Raw genomic sequence first — 18841 nt, 5'->3', positions numbered from 1 at the left:
TTACAATATCGGCTATTCAACAGGCGCTCAACATGTCGTTTTCACCAGGCCCGAATTCCTCTCCCAGCGATTCCCAAGTGACACAGACCGCCACGAACCTGCCGGCCAGCGGCCCGCTCGCCGACTTCGAACGCGCGCTCACCGCGCCGCGCGACGACAACTTCGCGGCGCTCGGCGCCACCTTCTACACGCGCCTGCCCGGCGCGCCGCTGCCCGCGCCGTATAGCGTCGGCTACTCGCCCGAAACGGCCGCGCTGCTCGGACTCGATGCCGATGCCGTGCGCGATCCCGCGTTCGCCGCGTTTTTCAGCGGCAACTTCACGCGCGAGCGTTCGCCCTCGGCGATGTCGTTCGCTTCGGTGTATTCGGGGCATCAATTCGGCGTGTGGGCGGGCCAGCTCGGTGACGGCCGCGCGCTGATGCTCGGCGAGGTCGAACACGCCGGCCTGCGCCACGAAGTCCAGCTCAAGGGCGCGGGACGCACGCCCTACTCGCGCATGGGCGATGGCCGCGCGGTGCTGCGTTCGTCGATCCGCGAATTTTTGTGCTCCGAGGCGATGCATCACCTCGGCATTCCGACCACGCGCGCGCTGGCCGTGACGGGCTCCGATCAGGCGGTGCGCCGCGAGGAACTGGAAACCGCCGCGGTCGTCACGCGCGTGTCGCCCAGCTTCGTGCGCTTTGGCCACTTCGAGCACTTCTATTCGCAGGACAACGTCGAGGCGCTGCAAAAGCTCGCCGATCACGTGATCGACCGCTTCTATCCGCAACTGCGCGAAGCCGACGATCCGTATCTCGCGCTGCTCGATCAGGCCGTGCAAACCACGGCGGCGCTGATGGTCGACTGGCAGGCCGTGGGCTTTTGCCATGGCGTGATGAACACCGACAACATGTCGATTCTCGGTCTCACGATCGATTACGGCCCGTTCGGTTTCATCGACGGTTTCGACGCGAACCACATCTGCAATCACTCGGATTCGCAAGGCCGCTACGCCTATCGCGCGCAGCCGCAGATCGGCTACTGGAATCTCTTTTGCCTCGCGCAGGCGCTGCTGCCGCTGTTCGGCATGCACTACGAGATCGCCGACGACAAAACCCGCGGCGAGCGCTGCGTGGCCGACGCGCAAGGCGTGCTCGAACGCTTCAAGGGCCATTTCGCGCCCGCGCTCGAAGCGCGTATGCGCGCGAAGCTCGGCCTCGAACACGCACGCGAAGGCGACGACCAGCTCGCCAATCGCCTGTTCGAGATCATGCATGCGAACCGCGCCGATTTCACGCTGACGTTCCGCAATCTCGCCAACGTGTCGAAGCTCGATGCGCAAAACGATACGACGGTGCGCGATCTGTTCCTCGATCGTCCCGCCTTCGACGCCTGGGCCGCCGATTACCGCGCGCGCCTCGCCCACGAAACGCGCGACGACGCCGCGCGCGCCGCCGCGATGAACCGCGTGAACCCGAAGTTCGTGCTGCGCAACCATCTCGCGCAGACGGCGATCGAGCGCGCGGCGCAGAAGGACTTCAGCGAAGTCGAGCGCCTTGCCAACGTGCTCAAGCGCCCCTTCGACGAGCAGCCGGAGAACGCCAGCTACGCGGCGCTGCCGCCCGCGTGGGCCAGCTCGCTCGAAGTCAGTTGCTCTTCGTAAGCTCGGCCCCATATAGACCATCTTCCACCCAGAGGAACCCCGACATGAGCCAGGACGACCACAACTCCGACGCCTACCCCGGCCACAAGAGCGACGCCGAATGGCGCGAGCAGCTCGATGCGACCCAGTACCAGGTCACGCGCCACGCGGCCACCGAGCGCGCCTTCACCGGCAAGTACTGGGACCACACCGAGCGCGGCATCTACGACTGCGTCTGCTGCGGCACGCCGCTATTCGAATCGGATACGAAATTCGACGCCGGCTGCGGCTGGCCGAGCTATTTCCGCCCGATCGACGGCGAGGTGATCGAAGAGCGCACGGACCGCACGCACGGCATGCTGCGCATCGAAGTGCGCTGCAAGAATTGCGGCGCGCACCTGGGCCACGTGTTCGAAGACGGTCCGGCCCCGACGGGCCTTCGGTATTGCATCAATTCGGCTGCGCTACAATTCGAGCCCAAGTAACGCGGGCAGGCACGCGTTCTCGTTGTTGAGCGCGTGTCGCCTTACCGCGTCGCGCCCTTTTTGCGGCTCTTTTTGCGGACTCCAGGCCGATAATGAAATTTCTGTTTGATCTGTTCCCGATCATCCTGTTCTTCGTTGCCTTCAAGCTGTGGGGCATCTTCACGGCCACGACCGTGGCCATCGTCGCGACGCTCGTGCAGATCGCCTGGGTGGCGTTCCGCCATCGCAAGGTCGATCCGATGCTGTGGCTGTCGCTGGGCATCGTCGTCGTGTTCGGCGGCGCCACGCTGATCCTGCACGACGAAACCTTCATCAAGTGGAAGCCCACGGTGCTGTACTGGGCCTTCTCGGTCGTGCTGCTGGTCTCGCAGGTGGCGTTCGGCAAGAACCTCATCGAAGCGATGATGGGCAAGCAGATCAGTCTGCCGCAACGCGTCTGGACGCAGCTGAACTTCGTCTGGTCGATCTTCTTTGCGCTGCTGGGCATGCTCAATCTGTTCGTCGCCTTCCACTTCTCCACGGATGCGTGGGTCGACTTCAAGCTGTTTGGCGCGACCGGCATCCTGGTCGTGTTCATCGTCGGCCAGAGCCTCTGGCTGTCGCGTCACATGAAGGAAGAAGAATGAGCGATGACTTTCTCAACGCCAGCGCAGCGCAACGTCTCGCGCTGATCGAAACGCGCCTCACGGCAGCGCTCGCGCCGGTCGATTCGATCGTCGTGCGCGACGACAGCGCGCTGCACGCGGGCCATGCCGGCGCGTCGGCGGGCGGTCATTTTCATGTCACGATCGTTGCGCCCGCATTCATGGGGAAAGCCCGCGTGGCAAGGCATCGCATGGTGTATGATGCGCTGGCCGAAGCCATGCAGCGCGGCATTCACGCGCTTGCGATCACCGCGCTCACGCCCGAAGAAGCCGCAGCGCTGCCCCCGATGTCGCGGTAGGCCCCACACTTTTGATTCGCCCTGTTAGGATTTTTCGATGACCTTGAAGAAAACCCGTCTCTGGGTGTTGCTGGCTGCGTTCGCGGCGGCTCCCGCCTTTGCGCAGAATGTCGCCGTCGTGAACGGCACGCCGATCCCGACGTCGCGCGCCCACGCGCTGATCGCCCAGGTCGTGGCGCAAGGCCAGCAAGACACGCCGGACCTGGAAAAGGCCGTGCGTGAAGAGCTGATCAACCGCGAAGTGCTGATGCAGGCCGCCGCACGTCAGGGCATCCCGAATCGTCCGGACGTGAAGGCACAACTGGCGATGGCGCAACAGCAGGTCATCCTGCACGCGTGGATCGAGGACTTCCTCAAGAACAACCAGCCGTCCGACGCCGACATCAAGGCGATGTACGACAAGGTCACGCAAGGCGCAGGCGGCAAGGAATATCACCTGCACCACATCCTCGTGGCCGACGAACAGCAGGCGAAGGACCTGATCGCAAAGATCAAGGCCGGCGCAAGCTTCGAAGACCTCGCGAAGCAGTACTCGAAGGACCCGGGTTCGGCGAAGAACGGCGGCGACCTCGACTGGTCGGACCCGAAGGCTTACGTGCCGGAATTCGCTGCGGCCGCAACCTCGCTGCAAAAAGGCCAGGTCACCGATACGCCGGTGCATACGCAGTTCGGCTGGCACATCATCCGTGTCGACGACATCCGCGCAATCGCACCGCCGCCGCTCGAGCAGGTTCGCCCGCAGATCGTCCAGCAACTCCAGCAGGAAAAGCTGCTCGCGTTCGAAAAGCAACTGCGCGCGCAAGCGAAGATCCAGTAAGACTGCCCCGCAGTCCTGCTTCGATAAAAACCCCGCGACCTGTTCAGGCGCGGGGTTTTTTCATGCTGGCGGATTCAGCTCGTAGCTCGTGCTGCGCCCGCCCCCATCACACTTGCGCAGCACGCCTCGCGCGACGAGATCGTTGATATCGCGCAGCGCCGTATCGGACGAGCATTTGGCCATCGCCGCCCATTTGCCGCTGGTGAGCTTGCCGTCGAAACCGTCGAGCATGCGGTTCACGACCTTGGCCTGCCGCTCGTTGAACTGCGCATCGGCCCATTGATGCCAGAAGCGCGCCTTGACGAGCACCGCATCGAGCGTGATCTGCGCGTGATCGACCGCGCGATGCAGGGTGTCGAGAAACCAGCGCAGCCACCCAGTCACGTCCATCGACTGCTTCTGCGTGCGTTCGAGAATCTCGTAATACGCCTTGCGCTCGCGCTGGATCTGCGCCGACAAACTGTAGAAACGCTGCGAGCTGCCATCCGCGCGCGCCAGCAGCAGATCTCCGATCGCGCGCGCGACGCGGCCGTTACCGTCATCGAACGGGTGCAAGGTGACGAACCACAGATGTCCGAGGCCGGCCTTGATCAAGGCCGGCATCTGGGCAGGCGCGTTGACCCAGTCGAGAAAGCGCTGCAATTCGGCTTCCAGACGTGGCGCGGGCGGCGCTTCGAAGTGCACACGCTGACGCCCGATCGGCCCGGAGACCACCTGCATCGGGCCCGTGACGTCATCGCGCCAGGCGCCGACCGTGATGCGCGATAGCCCCGCGTAACCGGTGGGAAACAAGGCCGCGTGCCAGCCGAACAGGCGCTCGCGCGTGATGGGCTGGCGGCTGTTCGCCGTTGCGTCGAGCACCATCTCGACCACGCCTTCCACGTGCCGGTCCACGGGCGCGAGTGCACCGATATCCACGCCCAGACGCCGCGCGATCGACGAGCGCACCGACGCCACGTTCAGCCGCTCGCCTTCGATTTCGCTGGTTTTCAGGACGTCTTCGGTGAGCGCCGCAAGGCTCGCCTGATCGCGCAGACGCAGGCCGACATCGGCCAGACGGCCCATCAGCACGCCCTGGGCGCGGCTGGCTTCGGCCATAGGTTCGGCGAGCGCCGCCATGTCGAAGCGCCATGCCGGCCAGTCGCCGGCTTGCCAGATGTAGGTGTATTCGCCGCTATTCATGCGGTGATTATGACGCGGATTCGCCGCAGGCACAAATTAATCACCGCATATTGTGCGGTGATTAATATCCGTATTCGCCGCACATCCTCGCCGCACGCCCAAACAAAAACCCCGGTCACGCCCGCCGTAGCGGACCTGACCGGGGTTTCCGGTGCGCGCAGCCGCCGTTTCAGGCGGCCATGCCGGACCTTAGCCCACCCACTTGCGTGCGTTCTGGAACACGCGCAGCCACGGGCTGGCTTCGCCCCAGCCTTCCGGGTGCCAGCTCATCGTCACGGTGCGGTGCACGCGCTCCATGTGCGGCATCAGCACGGTGAAGCGGCCGTCGGCGGTCGTGACCGAGGTGATACCTTGCGGCGAACCGTTCGGGTTGAACGGATAGCCTTCGGTCGCCTGACCACGGTGATCGACGTAACGCATTGCAATGGCGGCCTTCGTGATGTCGCCCTGCTGCGAGAAGTCCGCGAAACCTTCGCCGTGCGCCACCGCGACCGGAATGCGCGAGCCTTCCATGCCGCTGAAGAAGATCGACGGCGAGCTTTGCACTTCGACCAGCGAGTAGCGCGCTTCGAACTGCTCCGACTTGTTGCGCGTGAACTTCGGCCAGGCTTCTGCGCCCGGGATCATCGACGCCAGGCTCGAGAGCATCTGGCAACCGTTACAGATACCCAGTGCGAAGGTGTCCTCGCGCCCGAAGAACGCCGTGAACATGTCCGCGAGTTGCGCGTTGAAGCGGATCGTCTTGGCCCAGCCTTCGCCCGCGCCCAGCACGTCGCCGTACGAGAAGCCGCCGCAGGCGACTGCGCCCGCGAAATCGGCCAGCGTGGCGCGGCCTTCCAGCAGGTCGCTCATGTGGACGTCGTGCGCGTCGAAACCGGCGCGGTCGAACGCATACGCGGTTTCGAGGTGCGAGTTCACGCCCTGCTCGCGCAGGATCGCCACGCGCGGACGCGCGCCCGTGTTGACGAACGGCGCGGCCACATCGGCGGCGGCGTCGAACGTGAGAACCGGTTGCATGCCCGGATCGGCGGCGTCGAGCAGCGCGTCGTATTCGGCGTCGGCGCAGGCCGGGTTGTCGCGCAGACGCGCGATACGCCAGCTCACTTCGCTCCACACGCGCTGCAGTTCGGCGCGCGGGGCTTCGTAGATGCGCTTGGCGTCGCGGTAGATCTCGATCGAGTCGCGGTTGTTGAGCGAGCCGATCACGTGCGAGCAGACCGACAGGTTGTGCTCGCGCAGCACCGCCATCACGGCGTCGCGCTGCGTGGCCGCAACCTGGATCACGGCGCCCAGTTCTTCCGAGAACAGCGCGCGCAGCGTGCGGTCGTCACGGCGGCCGCTGGTCTGCTTCGCCCAGTCCTTGGCGTCGCCGAAGTCCGTGCCGTGCTCGCCGTCGAGCGTGAGCATGTCCACGTTCAGCGACACGCCCGTGTGGCCCGCAAACGCCATTTCGCAGACCGTCGCCCACAGGCCGCCGTCCGAGCGATCGTGGTAGGCGAGCACCTGCTCGTTGGCGTTGAGCTTCTGGATCGCGTTGAAGAACTGCTTGAGGTCTTCGGCGTTATCGACGTCAGGTGCGTCGTCGCCAACCTGCTGCGTAACCTGCGCGAAAATCGAGCCGCCCATGCGGTTCTTGCCGCGGCCGAGGTCGATCGAGATCAGCACCGACTCGCCCGCTTCGTCGATACGGCGCAGTTGCGGCGTCAGGTGACGGCGCACGTCTTCGACCGGCGCGAACGCCGAAATGATCAACGAAACCGGCGCGACCACTTCCTTCGCCACGCCTTCTTCGTTCCACTTCGTACGCATCGACAGCGAATCCTTGCCGACCGGAATGCCGATACCCAGCGCCGGGCACAGTTCCATGCCGATCGCCTTCACGGTGTCGTAGAGCGCGGCGTCTTCGCCCGGTGCGCCGCACGCGGCCATCCAGTTGGCGGAGAGCTTGAGCTTGTCGAGCGACGCGATGGGTGCGCTGGCGATGTTGGTGATCGCCTCGCCCACGGCCATGCGGCCCGATGCGGGCGCGTTGATGACGGCCAGCGGCGTGCGCTCGGCCATCGTCATCGCTTCGCCCTTGAAGCCGGCGTAGTCGAGTGCGGTGATCGCGCAATCGGCGACCGGCACCTGCCACGGGCCGACCATCTGGTCGCGCACGTTCATGCCGCCCACCGAGCGGTCGCCGATGGTGATCAGGAACGACTTGCTGCCGACCGTCGGGTGACGCAGCACGCTCTTCGCGACTTCGTCGAGCGCGATGCCCGTGACGTCGACCGGCACGAGCGGCGTGCTCGCGTGTTCGACGTTGCGGTGCATGCGCGGCGGCTTGCCGAGCAGGATGTCCATCGGCATGTCGACGGGCTGGTGACCGCCGTTGGCGGCGAGCGCCTGCTCGTCGGTGTCGATCAGCTTGAGTTCGCGTTCCGCGGTGGCCACGCCCACGACCGCGAACGGGCAGCGCTCACGCGCGCAGATCGCTTCGAAAGCGGGCAGATCGGCCGGGGCAATCGCCAGGACATAACGTTCCTGCGACTCGTTCGACCAGATTTCGCGCGGCGACAGACCCGACTCTTCGAGCTGCACCTTGCGCAGTTCGAAACGCGCGCCTTTATCGGCACCGTCGACGAGTTCCGGAAAAGCGTTCGACAGACCGCCCGCGCCCACGTCATGGATGCTCAGGATCGGATTGCCTTCGCCCAGCTGCCAGCACGAATTGATGACTTCCTGCGCGCGACGCTCGATTTCCGGGTTGCCGCGCTGGACCGAGTCGAAGTCGAGTTCGGCGGTGTTGGTGCCGGTGGCCATCGAGCTGGCCGCGCCGCCGCCCATGCCGATGCGCATGCCCGGGCCGCCGATCTGGATCAGCAGCGAGCCGGCCGGCAGGTCGTGCTTGTGCGTGTGCTGGTCGCTGATGTTGCCGATACCGCCGGCGATCATGATCGGCTTGTGGTAGCCGCGCACGGTGCCCGCGACGTTCTGCTCGTAGACGCGGAAGTAGCCGCCGAGGTTCGAACGGCCGAATTCGTTGTTGAACGCGGCGCCGCCGAGCGGGCCGTCGATCATGATTTCCAGCGGCGAAGCGATGCGGTCCGGACGGCCGTAGGTGCCGTGCTGATCGGCCGGATTGCGGTGCGCGAGCGGCACAGCGGCGTCGCGGGCGTTTTCCCACGATTCGCGTGCGTCCGGCAGGTCGAGGTTCGACACCGTGAAGCCCGTGAGGCCCGACTTCGGACGCGCGCCGCGGCCCGTGGCGCCTTCGTCGCGGATTTCGCCGCCTGCGCCCGTGGCCGCGCCGGCGAACGGCGAGATCGCGGTCGGGTGGTTGTGCGTTTCCACCTTCATCAGCGTGTGCGTGAGTTCGGTGTGGCGGCCGTACTGCTCGCCCGGCACGCCGTCGCCGCTCTTGCGCGGGAACCAGCGTTCGGCCACCGCGCCCTGCATGATCGACGAGTTGTCCGAATACGCGACGATGGTGCCTTGCGGGCTGATCTTTTCGGTGTTGCGGATCATCGCGAACAGCGACAGATCCTGATCCTGACCGTCGATCGTCCAGCTCGCGTTGAAGATCTTGTGACGGCAGTGTTCGCTGTTGGCCTGCGCGAACATCATCAGTTCGACGTCGGTCGGGTTGCGGCCGAGCTTCGTGAAGTTCTCGACGAGGTAGTCGATTTCGTCGTCGGCGAGCGCGAGGCCCAGTTCGCCGTTGGCCGTTTCCAGCGCCGCGCGGCCGTGGCCGAGCACGTCGACGGTCTGCATTGGGCGCGCCGGCAGTTCATCGAACAGATGCAGCGCCGCGTCACGCGACGGCGCCAGGCTTTCGGTCATGCGGTCGTGCAGCGCGGCGGCAACCTGCGCGTGCGCCTCGTCCGACAGCGTCTTCTTGCCGCCCAGCAGGCCGCTCTTGAGGATCACGGTGTACTCGACGCCGCGCTCGATGCGGCGCACCTGTTCGAGGCCGCAGTGATGGGCGATGTCGGAGGCCTTCGAGGCCCACGGCGACACCGTGCCGAAGCGCGGCACCACCATGAAGGTCACCGCGCTGCCGCGCTCCTGCGGGGCCGCGAACGGCGCGCCGTAGTGCATCAGCGCTTCGATCTTTGCGCTGTCGTCAGCGGAGAGCGGCGTGGCCGAATTGACGAAGTGCAGATACTGGCCGTGCACGCCGACGATATTGGCGTCGATACGCTGAAGCGTCTCGAGCAGGCGGGTCTGACGGAAGTCGGAGAGGGCCGAAGCACCGGGGAAACACGAGAAGTGGGCCATGGACTGGGGCGTTGCGTCGAAGTTACATCGCGGCTTCGCCTCGCGCGGTTGCGTCGCAAGGTGGCGATGCGTCGCGCGGGGCTGTGGCGACGGTCAGGCGAAGGGAGACCGCGATTATAACCCGGAAGCCCCCTTCCGACCGCCCTGGCGGCGGTTCGAAGGCGTTATCCAAAGCACGTCCGTGCGCCTTTTCGCGATACGGGAAATGCGAGCACCTTATATTCACGCTGCATCGCCGATATTTTTGCGATGCCATGGCGGTCCGGGAAGGCGGTCGCAGGCGCGCCGGCGCTGCCACGCGCATGGCGATTCGCCCCGATTGGCTGCTATGATTGCGCGTTTCACCCGATCGGCGCGGTACCTGCGCGCCGCACGTCTCACCCTCTTCGGCAGAGCGCCTCGACCCCGACAGTCGAGGGCGCACGGCCTGCCTGCAGATCGAATCATCATGGATGTCATCGTCATTGGCGGCGGAATCGCCGGCGTCGCCACCGCCTACCAGTTACGCGCGGCGGGCCATCGCGTCTGCGTGGTCGAGCGCCACGCCACCGTCGCGCAGGGCGCGACCTACGGTCATAGCGGCGTCGTGCTGCCTTCGCCGCTCGACGTCTGGTTCGGCCCTACCTTCCTGCGCAACGGCCGGCAATCGTCGGGCGGGGTGATCAGCAAGACCGGCTTCACGGGCCAGGCGCGCGCGTTCGTCAAGCGGCTCGCCACGCTGCATGGCTCCGAGGCATTCGCGCAACGCTATGCGCTGCTGCGTCCGCTGATCGAATCCGCGCAGACCGCGCTCGAAGACATCGAAGCCCGCTTCCAGCTCGAATACGAGCAGCGCGAAGGCCTGCTCTATCTCGTGCGCGCCACCGACGAGTGGTCGCTCAATCAGCCCGCGCTGGAATTGCTGCGCCGTTTCGAGACGCCGCATCACGTGCTCACGCCGCACGAGTGCGTGGCCGCCGAACACACGATTCCCGCCGATCCGCCGTTCGCCGGCGCGGTGCGCTTCGATCAGGCGCGCATCGCCAATTGCCCGCTGTTCGTCAAGCAGCTCAAGCAGACGCTCGATACGCTCGGCGGCGTGCAGTTCGAAACCGGACGCACGGTCAGTGCGATCCGCGTCGAAAACCAGCGTGCGGCGGTCGAGCTCGCGCCGCGCCCGGACGAAAGCGGCAAGCAGCGCGACGTCGAAGTGATTTCCGCCGACGCCGTGGTGGTCGCCGCGGGCGCGGAAACGCTCAAACTGCTGGCGCCGCTCGGCATCAAACTGCCGTTCTATCCGGTGCGCGTGCATACGCTCAACGCGCCGGTCGCACACGAGGAATGCGTGCCGCACTCGACGCTGATCGACGCGGCGCGGCGCATCGTCGTCACGCGCACGAACCACCGCCTGCGCATCGCGGGCGGCGCGGTGCTCCAGCGCGCCCGGCAACTCGAGGAAGCGCTGCCGGAAGCGCTCACCGAAGAAGCGCTCGCCCTGCTCGGCGAAGCCTCGCGCGACTGGGCGCCGGGCGCCGCGCGCATTTCGGCGGCGCTCGCTTGGGAAGGCATGAAACTGCTTTCCGCCGATGGCCTGCCGGCCGTAGGCGGCGTCGGCCATCCGCGCCTTTTCGTGAATGCGGGTCATGGACCGGCTGGCTGGGCGCTGGCGCTGGGTTCGGCCCGCCTGATCGCCGCCGAGCTTTCCGGCACGCCACCGGAACTGCCGCCGGAGACCGTCAAGGCGCTCTGGCCTGGGCGCAGCTAAGGCCACTGTCATATGACGCCGTCGGGCCATTGCGGCCCGATGGCCCGATGGCGGCTTCACTCGGGTATCGTTGCACTGTCGAATTTCCGCATCCGTCGCCGCCTTGCGCGGCCGGCCTCGCCACCATGACAGACGCCACGCCCGTTCATCCTTCTCTCGTCAATCCGCAAGGCCGCACGCTGGCGCTGTTCACCGTCGCGCAATTGCGCGAGCGCGAACACGCTGCGCAGGCCGCACTGCCCGCCCACACGCTGATGGCGCGCGCCGGTGCCGCCGCCGCCCACTTTCTGCGCGAACAGATCCTGCATGCGCCTTCTGCAGCCAGCGCGCAGCCCGTGTGGTTCGCGGCCGGTCCGGGCAATAACGGCGGCGATGCGCTCGTGGCCGCCGCCGCGCTGGCGCGTGCGGGCATCGCCTGCGAAGTCTGCATGCCCGTCGATGTGAAACCCGACGACGCACGCTGGGCGCTCGCCGAAGCGCGCGCGGCGGGCGTGCCGATTACCGCCGCGCCGCCCGCCTCTTTCGACGGCTACGGCTGGCTGGTGGATGGCTTATTCGGCATTGGCCTCGCACGCGCGCTCGACGGCGTGTTCGGCGAACTGGCCGAACGTTTGTCGGCACGCACGCGCAGCCACGGCCGCGTGCTCGCGCTCGACGTGCCAAGCGGTCTCGATAGCGATACCGGCAATCGGATCGGCAACGGCGCGGCGGTGCGCGCGAGCCATACGATCACCTTCATCGGCGCCAAGCCTGGGCTTTATACCGGCGCGGGGCGCGATTACGCGGGCGCTGTCTGCGTGGCGCCGATCGGCATCGAAAACGATGTGCCGCTGCAGAGCGCTGAAATCGCGCTGCTGAACTCGCCCACGCTGTTCGGGCCTGCCATGCCCGCGCGCGATTTCGCGACCCACAAGGGCAGCTTCGGCACACTGGCTGTGATTGGCGGCGATACCGGCATGTGCGGCGCGCCGATCCTCGCGGCGCGCGCCGCGCTGCTCGCGGGCGCGGGCAAGGTGCATGTGGGCTTTCTCGGCAGCGATGCGCCGCCCTACGACGCGCCCCATCCCGAACTGATGCTGCACCACGCGGGCAAACTCGCGCTCGATACGATGAGCGCGGTGGCTGCGGGCTGCGGCATGGGCGGCAGCGCATCCGCGCGACAACTCGTCGAGCGCATTCTGCGACTCGACACCGCCGTGTTGCTCGACGCCGATGCCTTGAATCTGATCGCCCGCGACGACGCGCTGGCGGCCCACGTGAACGACCACGCGCGCACGCGCGGCGCGCCTTGCGTGCTTACACCGCATCCGCTCGAAGCCGCGCGCCTGCTCGACGCCGATACGGCTTCGGTGCAACGCGATCGACTCGCATCGGCGCGCACGCTGGCATCGCGTTATCAGGCCGTCGTGGTGCTCAAAGGCAGCGGCACGGTCATCGCCGCACCCGACGGCCGCCTCGCGATCAACCCGACCGGCAACGCCGCGCTCGCCACCGGCGGCACCGGCGACGTGCTGGGCGGCCTGATCGGCGCCTTGCTCGCGCAGCGTCTGCCCGCCTTCGAAGCGGCGCTCGCGGGCGTCTATCTGCACGGTCTCGCCGCCGATGCACTCGTTGCGCAGGGCGACGGGCCTGCGGGTCTCGCTGCCGGCGAACTCGCGCCGATGGTCCGGCGCCTGATGAACCGGCTCTTTTACGCTCCGAAAGATTGAAAACCGGCCACATACTGGGCAAAAACCGGCCCAAACCACGGCACACCGTTTGCTAACGTATCGACGATTCCGTTAGCACAGCCGGGCCGCTGCGCAGCTTCGCTTATGCCCGCTATACTGATCTTTCGCGCGCCGCCCACCGGTGGTGCGCTTCCCCGCAGCGCGTGACGCGCGCGTCGGCCTGACCGGCTGACGCCGTCCGCCGCCTTCCATTCGTTTTCCCTCGCTAGACGAACATGACGAATCTGCTCCCTGCCTGGTCCGCGCTACAGACGCATTACGAACAGATCCGCGATGAAAAAATGCGCGACTGGTTCGCACCCGCCAACGATTCCGCGCCGACCCGCGCCGAACGCTATACGTATGCGGGCGGCGGTCTTGCAGCCGATTTTTCGAAGAACCGCATCAACGACGCCACGCTGAAGCTGCTGGTGCAGCTCGCGCGCGAAGCCGGCGTCGAAAAACGCCGCGACGCGATGTTCGCCGGCGAAGTCGTCAACCCGACCGAAGGCCGCGCCGCGCTGCACACCGCACTGCGCGCGACCGAAGCGAACGCACCGTTCCACGCCCAGATCCTCGCGGAAAAAGCGAAGATGGCGAAGTTCGCCGATGCCGTGCGCGATGGCGCATGGACCGGCTACACCGGCAAGCGCATCCGCCACGTGGTGAATATCGGCATCGGCGGCTCGGATCTCGGCCCGAAGATGGTCGTGCACGCGCTCCAGCATCTGGAAACGCCCGAGATCGAATCGCACTTCGTCTCGAACGTCGACGGCGCCGATCTCTGGCGCGTGATCGAAAACATCGATCCCGAAGAAACGCTGGCGATCATCGTCTCGAAGACCTTCACGACGCTCGAAACCATGACGAACGCGCGCTCGATGCGCGACTGGTTCGTCAAGCACGGCTGCCCGGAAGATGCGCTCGCGAAGCACTTCGTCGGCGTTTCGGCGAATCCCACCGAAGTCGTCAAGTTCGGCATCGCCGAGGAAAACGTCTTCGAGATGTGGGACTGGGTGGGCGGACGTTATTCGCTGTGGTCGGCCGTGGGTCTGTCGATCATGATCGCGATCGGGCCGCAGCAGTTCGACGAACTGCTCGCGGGCGCGCACGACATGGACGAGCACTTCCGCACCGCGCCGCTCGAAAAGAATCTGCCGGTGCTGCTCGGCATGATCGGCATCTGGTATCGCAACTTCTTCGGCTCGCAGAGCTATCTGGTTGCTCCGTACTCCGAAGCATTGCATTATCTGCCGTCGTATCTGCAGCAGTTGGAGATGGAGAGCAACGGCAAGCAGGCGCGTCTGGACGGCAAGTTCGTCGATTACGCGACTTCGGCCATCACCTGGGGCGAGCCGGGCACGAACGGCCAGCACGCGTTCTTCCAGATGCTGCACCAGGGCACGACGATCGTGCCGATCGACTTTATCGCCGTGCTCACGCCCGAGCATCCGCTCGCCGATCACCATCCCAAGCTGCTCGCCAACTGCTTCGCGCAGAGCGAGGCCATGATGCTCGGCCGCACGGAAGAAGAGGCGAAGAAGATCGCCGGACCGGACAAGCCCGAACTCGTGCCGCACATCATGTTCCCCGGCAACCGCCCGACCACGACGCTGCTCGTCGACGCGCTCACGGCGCGATCGCTGGGCGCGCTGATCGCGCTCTACGAGCATAAGGTGCTGGTGCAGGCTTCGGTGTGGAACATCAACCCGTTCGACCAGTGGGGCGTGGAACTGGGCAAGATCCTCGGCAAGGTCGTGGAAGCCGATCTGACGGCCGCGAGCGGCGATGTGAAAGCGCACGATTCGTCCACGAGCGCGCTGATCGCGCGTGCACGTGCGGCGCTTAAAAGTTGAACTGAAGTTTCGCTGATGTAGAAAAGGCGTGCGCGGTGCGAACCGGGCACGCCTTGTTTTTTGGCGATCGCGTTTGCGGCGGTGCTGAGGCTAGCGACCCGCTTCGATATGATCGCGCGCGTCTTCGGGGCCGTCGGCGTGCAGCGTGTTCGGCACGCGCCGGCCCGCTTCGATCGTCACCACGGTGTCGCAGCGGCGCGCGAGATCGATGTCGTGCGTGACCAGCACGAGCGTCGCGCCATTGGCGCGGTTGAGTTCGAACATCAGGTCGATGACGGCGTGCCCCGTGGCGGCGTCGAGGCTGCCGGTGGGTTCATCGGCGAACAGAACGGACGGATGCGTCACGAAGGCGCGTGCGAGCGCCACGCGCTGCTGCTCGCCGCCCGAGAGCAGCTTGGGATAGTGGCTCGTGCGCTGCCCCAGACCCACGCGCTCGAGCAACGCACGCGCACGCGTGAAAGCCTCGCGCGTGCTCAAACCGCCCTGCAGTTCGAGCGGCAGCGCGACGTTCTCCAATGCGGTAAGGTGCGGCATCAGCTGGAACGACTGGAACACGAAACCGACCGCGCCGTTACGTAACCCAGCGCGCCGATCTTCGGCCATGCCGGTAAGCTCGTGTCCAAGCAGACGAACCGAGCCCGCGCTCGCGCTGTCCAAACCGGCCAGCAGGCCAAGCAAGGTGGACTTGCCCGAACCCGATGCACCGACGATCGCCACGTTGCTGCCCGCGTGCACGCTCATGTCGATACCGTCGAGGATCGTCAGTTCGCCGGTCGCGTCCGTGACGCGCTTGCTCAAACCCCGTACTTCGATGACTGGATCGCTATTCATTCGCACATGATGACATCAGGATTAGCCGTCAGGAAACACGTCTCTGGGCGCCTCGCGCCGCTCGCCGCGCTGGCGCTGCTTACCGCAATTGCCCTGCCCTGCGCCGCGCCGGATGCGGCTTATGCTGCCACCGCAACGGATACGCAACCGGCTGCGGCCAAACCCGTGATCGCGGTGCTAGGCGACAGTCTGTCCGCCGAATACGGCCTGCCGCGCGATACGGGCTGGGTGGCCCTGCTGCGCCAGCGCCTGAGCAGCGAGCGAATCGATTATAGCGTCGCCAATGCCAGCATCAGCGGCGACACGACCAGTGGCGGCCTCGCCCGCCTGCCGCTCGTGATGCAGCGCATGAAGCCATCGGTCGTGATCGTCGAACTGGGCGCGAACGACGCCTTGCGTGGCGTACCGCTTGCCACTACCGGGAGCAATCTGCGCGCCATCATCGCCCAGATCCGCCAGGGACACGCGCAACCGGTGCTGATCGGCATGTACGTGCCGCCCAACTACGGCCCCGACTACACCCAGAAGTTTCACGAGCTCTACGGCCAGTTGTCGAAAGAGCTGCACGTGCCGCTGGTGCCGTTCCTGCTCGCCGGTCTCGCCGATAAACCCGATCTCTTCCAGGCCGACCAGATGCATCCCACCCAGCAGGCACAGCCTTTGCTCCTCGACAACGTGTGGCCGACGCTCAAGCCGCTGCTTGGCAGCAGCGCGCAGCGCTAGCAGACACGCAGGACGCAGTTGCACGCGGCTGGGCGTAGTCTGGGATGCGATGCGCCGGGATGTCAGGCGCGCTGTCGATCCGGTTTGATCCGGTGCCGGGCGTCGCGCATCCGGTCACATTTTTTTGCGCCGGACGAGAAACCTTCGTCCAATCTCAGATTGACCCTGACTGGAGGGATAAAACGTGAAATATTTACCTCTTATTGTCGTAACGGCAGCCCTTGCTGCCTGCGCCAATCAGCCGATGCCTAGCGGCGCCCAATCAGTCGGCACTAGCCAGCAACCGCCGACGGCCGTTGCCCAGTGCATCGCCAAGAAGTGGGCCGACAAGTCGCAGCAGCAAGTCGTCTCGCAAAGCGTGATGGCGAACGATCAGGCCGTGGACGTCTATGTGCCGGGCCAACAGCCGCCTAACGGCGCAGCCGCAACGGTGCGCCCGGCGTGGAACGCCAATGCCAAGACCTGGGTGGGCTTCCGTTCGGGCGGCGGCGCGGGTGCCGATGCCACGAGCGATATCAGCGCCTGCCTCTGAGCTTGAGTTCTCGCGCGCCGCACTTTTTTGCAGCGCGCAAAAGCAAAACGCCCCGCAGATTGCGGGGCGTTTTCATTTGAAGCTTGAAGCGATGGCGGTGCTTACTGGCCGTCGCCGTCGCTTTGCTGGTTCGACGCGCCAAGCGTGCCGTAGAACTTGACCTTCGAGCGCTCGCGCAGCGCATCGAGATACGCCTGCGTCTGCGACTGGCCACCGACGCCAGCAAGTTGCTGCTGCGCTGCCGCGAGACGCTGACCATCGGCCGCCGGGCCGTTCGTCACGCTGTTCACGCGATAGATCGCGTAACCGTCGTTGCCGAGATCCACGCCCACGTAAGCGGGCAGCTTCTGCGCATCGGCCTTGAACACAGCGGACAGCGCGCTGGGCGGCAGGCCTTGTGCGTCGTTGCGCGACACCTTGAGCGCCGACGAGAAACCATCGGTCGACTTCGACTTCTGCAGTTCGGCCAGCTTTGCTTCGCCGTCCTTGCGCGCCATCTCGCCAGCCTGCTGCGCGACCACCTTCTGGCGCACGGCATCCTTGACCGCGGCGAACGCCGGCACCGCTGCAGCCTGGAAGTTCGTCACGTGCGCCGAGATCAGCGTGTTGTTGCCCACCTCGATCGCCTGCGTGTTGTTGTGCTGGTTCACCGAATCGGTCGCGAACACGGCTGCAAGGAACTTCGCGTTGTTCAGCGGGCTATCCTGCGGCAGCGTGGCGTTGGGCTTCGGCGTGACCGTGGCGGTCTGGATCGTCAGCTTGTACTTGTCGGCGGCCGGCTGCAGACTCTTGGCCTGTTCGTAGACCGTCGAGGTAAAGCCATCGGCTGCATCCGCGAGCAGCTTGGCTGCCTGCTGCGTCTTCACGTCGTTGAGGATCTGGCCCTTCACGTCGTCGAAAGGCTTCGTCACGGACGGCTTGATGTCGGTGACCTTGACGATGTGATAGCCGAAGTCCGACTGGATCACGTCGCTGATTTCGTCCTTCTTCAGCTTGAAGACGGCGTCGTCGAAGGCCTGACCGCCTGCGATCATGCCCGGACCGAAGTAGCCCAGATCGCCGCCCTTCGCGGCCGAACCCGGGTCCTGCGAATCCTTCTGCGCGAGCTGCGCGAACTGGTCCGGGTGCGCCTTCACTTCGGCGAGGATCTGCTCGGCCTTCTGCTTCGCGGCAGCGCGGTCAGCTGCGCTCGCATCCTTCGCAACCGTGATCAGGATGTGACTCGCGCGCACTTCTTCCTGCGACTTGTAGTGCGCGATGTTGTCGTCGTAATACTTCTTGAGATCGGCGTCGCTCGGGTTGACCGAAGCCGCAGCCGTCGCCGCCGACAGCACCAGATACTGGATCTGCGCCGTAGCGGGCGTAGCGAAGTCGTTCTTGTGCGCGTCGTAATAAGCCTGCAGTTGCGCGTCGGTCGGCTGGACCTTCGGCGCGTAGTCGCTGGCATGGAACGCGAGACCTTGCACTTCGCGCTGCTGCTCCGACAGACCCGTCAGTTGCTGCGCAAGCGCCTTCGACGTGAACGCGCTGTTCACCAGCGCCGCGGGCAGTTGCTGCATCGCGAGGCTGTAACGCACGCGCTCGTCGTACTGCTCGGGCGTCATGCCCTGCATGGCGAGCAACTGCTTGTATTTGTCGAGATCGATCGAACCGTCGGGGTTCTTCAGCGACGAGATGATCGGATCGGCCAGCAGCGTGCGGCGCACCGCTTCGTCCGAAGCCGTCAGGTGCAGACGCTGCACTTCATCGGCGAGAACGCGTTGCTGGATCAGACCGTCGAGGATGTCCTTGCGATGTTGCGGCGTGTCGAACATGCTGGCATCGAACTGCGCGCCCATGATCTGGCGCGCCTGATCCATCTGCTGACGCGCAGCGTTGTCGTACTCGACACGGGTGATCTTGTGACCGTTGACGCTGGCGACGTTCGCGCTTTCGTCAAAGAAGCCGCGGAAACCTTGAATACCGACGAAGCCGAGACCTGGCAGAATCACCAGCATCAGCATCAGCATCATCAGTCGTTTGTGATTGCGGAAAAAGTCGAGCATGCGTGACCAAGCGTTGAAGGGCGCCAAAAAACAGAACGCCCGATCTTACATCAGCAGACAACAAAAAAGGCGAACCGGAGTTCGCCTTC

At 65.6% G+C, this 18841-nt stretch carries 14 protein-coding genes; 10 read left to right on the top strand and 4 right to left on the bottom strand.

The window, feature by feature from the left end; genetic code table 11:
* The first annotated feature begins 32 nt into the window (after positions 1 to 32).
* The 5 genes from G3N59_RS05715 (at position 33) to G3N59_RS05695 (ending at position 3867) form a co-directional block, all read left to right on the top strand.
* Positions 33 to 1643: a protein adenylyltransferase SelO gene (locus tag G3N59_RS05715; protein ID WP_241023214.1), complete on the top strand. Its 1611-nt coding sequence runs from the start codon at positions 33 to 35 to the stop codon at positions 1641 to 1643.
* 44 nt (positions 1644 to 1687) lie between these two features.
* On the top strand, positions 1688 to 2107 hold the full coding sequence (msrB, locus tag G3N59_RS05710) for a peptide-methionine (R)-S-oxide reductase MsrB (RefSeq protein WP_205981590.1): 420 nt from the start codon (positions 1688 to 1690) through the stop codon (positions 2105 to 2107).
* A gap of 92 nt (positions 2108 to 2199) precedes the next feature.
* Positions 2200 to 2733 (top strand): septation protein A, encoded by a 534-nt coding sequence (locus tag G3N59_RS05705; protein ID WP_205981589.1) that lies wholly within the window; start codon positions 2200 to 2202, stop codon positions 2731 to 2733.
* Positions 2730 to 3050, top strand: coding sequence for a BolA family protein (locus tag G3N59_RS05700; protein ID WP_205981588.1), 321 nt, complete (start codon positions 2730 to 2732; stop codon positions 3048 to 3050). The genes G3N59_RS05705 and G3N59_RS05700 overlap by 4 nt, the downstream gene beginning before the upstream one ends.
* Positions 3051 to 3087: 37 nt before the next feature.
* Entirely contained in the window at positions 3088 to 3867 is a 780-nt protein-coding gene (locus G3N59_RS05695; protein WP_205981587.1) for a peptidylprolyl isomerase, read from the top strand.
* A gap of 60 nt (positions 3868 to 3927) precedes the next feature.
* On the opposite strand, the gene G3N59_RS05690 is transcribed toward G3N59_RS05695, so the two are convergent.
* Positions 3928 to 5049, bottom strand: a complete 1122-nt coding sequence (locus tag G3N59_RS05690; protein ID WP_205981586.1) for a Fic family protein — start codon at positions 5047 to 5049, stop codon at positions 3928 to 3930.
* Positions 5050 to 5238: 189 nt separating this feature from the next.
* Positions 5239 to 9312, bottom strand: a complete 4074-nt coding sequence (purL, locus tag G3N59_RS05685) for a phosphoribosylformylglycinamidine synthase (protein ID WP_205981585.1) — start codon at positions 9310 to 9312, stop codon at positions 5239 to 5241.
* A 448-nt stretch (positions 9313 to 9760) separates the two neighbouring features.
* Here purL and G3N59_RS05680 point away from each other — a divergent pair, with 448 nt between their 5' ends.
* From G3N59_RS05680 to pgi, 3 genes are all read left to right on the top strand, one after another.
* Positions 9761 to 11056 carry an FAD-dependent oxidoreductase gene (locus G3N59_RS05680; RefSeq protein ID WP_205981584.1) on the top strand — a complete coding sequence of 432 codons (1296 nt, stop codon included), beginning with the start codon at positions 9761 to 9763 and terminating at the stop codon, positions 11054 to 11056.
* A gap of 125 nt (positions 11057 to 11181) precedes the next feature.
* Entirely contained in the window at positions 11182 to 12765 is a 1584-nt protein-coding gene (locus G3N59_RS05675; protein ID WP_205981893.1) for an NAD(P)H-hydrate dehydratase, read from the top strand.
* Positions 12766 to 13001: 236 nt separating this feature from the next.
* Positions 13002 to 14621: a glucose-6-phosphate isomerase gene (gene pgi / locus G3N59_RS05670; protein WP_205981583.1), complete on the top strand. Its 1620-nt coding sequence runs from the start codon at positions 13002 to 13004 to the stop codon at positions 14619 to 14621.
* 90 nt (positions 14622 to 14711) lie between these two features.
* Here pgi and G3N59_RS05665 read toward each other — a convergent pair whose 3' ends face one another.
* Positions 14712 to 15452, bottom strand: a complete 741-nt coding sequence (locus G3N59_RS05665; RefSeq protein WP_241023213.1) for an ABC transporter ATP-binding protein — start codon at positions 15450 to 15452, stop codon at positions 14712 to 14714.
* Between the two features lie 6 nt (positions 15453 to 15458).
* Here G3N59_RS05665 and G3N59_RS05660 point away from each other — a divergent pair, with 6 nt between their 5' ends.
* Both G3N59_RS05660 and G3N59_RS05655 read left to right on the top strand, forming a co-directional pair.
* On the top strand, positions 15459 to 16175 hold the full coding sequence (locus tag G3N59_RS05660; protein WP_241023212.1) for an arylesterase: 717 nt from the start codon (positions 15459 to 15461) through the stop codon (positions 16173 to 16175).
* A gap of 184 nt (positions 16176 to 16359) precedes the next feature.
* Positions 16360 to 16707, top strand: a complete 348-nt coding sequence (locus tag G3N59_RS05655; protein ID WP_205981581.1) for a hypothetical protein — start codon at positions 16360 to 16362, stop codon at positions 16705 to 16707.
* Between the two features lie 101 nt (positions 16708 to 16808).
* On the opposite strand, the gene G3N59_RS05650 is transcribed toward G3N59_RS05655, so the two are convergent.
* A complete protein-coding gene (locus G3N59_RS05650) occupies positions 16809 to 18752 on the bottom strand; it encodes a SurA N-terminal domain-containing protein (RefSeq protein ID WP_205981580.1) in 1944 nt (647 codons plus the stop codon).
* Positions 18753 to 18841: the final 89 nt, after the last annotated feature.

This window comes from Paraburkholderia sp. Ac-20340 (assembly GCF_017104965.1).
Taxonomy (GTDB): Bacteria; Pseudomonadota; Gammaproteobacteria; order Burkholderiales; family Burkholderiaceae; genus Paraburkholderia.
The sequence above is the reverse complement of the archived record's forward strand: the minus strand, read 5'-3'. Positions and strand labels throughout refer to the sequence as shown.

Excerpts from the sequence above, each read along its gene's own strand:
- G3N59_RS05680 (WP_205981584.1), top strand. The coding sequence starts at position 9,761 with ATGGATGTCATCGTCATTGGCGGCGGAATCGCCGGCGTCGCCACCGCC.
- G3N59_RS05695 (WP_205981587.1), top strand. The coding sequence starts at position 3,088 with ATGACCTTGAAGAAAACCCGTCTCTGGGTGTTGCTGGCTGCGTTCGCG.
- G3N59_RS05700 (WP_205981588.1), top strand. The coding sequence starts at position 2,730 with ATGAGCGATGACTTTCTCAACGCCAGCGCAGCGCAACGTCTCGCGCTG.
- G3N59_RS05705 (WP_205981589.1), top strand. The coding sequence starts at position 2,200 with ATGAAATTTCTGTTTGATCTGTTCCCGATCATCCTGTTCTTCGTTGCC.
- G3N59_RS05650 (WP_205981580.1), bottom strand. The coding sequence starts at position 18,752 with ATGCTCGACTTTTTCCGCAATCACAAACGACTGATGATGCTGATGCTG.
- G3N59_RS05665 (WP_241023213.1), bottom strand. The coding sequence starts at position 15,452 with ATGAATAGCGATCCAGTCATCGAAGTACGGGGTTTGAGCAAGCGCGTC.
- pgi (WP_205981583.1), top strand. The coding sequence starts at position 13,002 with ATGACGAATCTGCTCCCTGCCTGGTCCGCGCTACAGACGCATTACGAA.
- msrB (WP_205981590.1), top strand. The coding sequence starts at position 1,688 with ATGAGCCAGGACGACCACAACTCCGACGCCTACCCCGGCCACAAGAGC.
- G3N59_RS05715 (WP_241023214.1), top strand. The coding sequence starts at position 33 with ATGTCGTTTTCACCAGGCCCGAATTCCTCTCCCAGCGATTCCCAAGTG.
- G3N59_RS05660 (WP_241023212.1), top strand. The coding sequence starts at position 15,459 with ATGATGACATCAGGATTAGCCGTCAGGAAACACGTCTCTGGGCGCCTC.
- purL (WP_205981585.1), bottom strand. The coding sequence starts at position 9,312 with ATGGCCCACTTCTCGTGTTTCCCCGGTGCTTCGGCCCTCTCCGACTTC.
- G3N59_RS05690 (WP_205981586.1), bottom strand. The coding sequence starts at position 5,049 with ATGAATAGCGGCGAATACACCTACATCTGGCAAGCCGGCGACTGGCCG.
- G3N59_RS05675 (WP_205981893.1), top strand. The coding sequence starts at position 11,182 with ATGACAGACGCCACGCCCGTTCATCCTTCTCTCGTCAATCCGCAAGGC.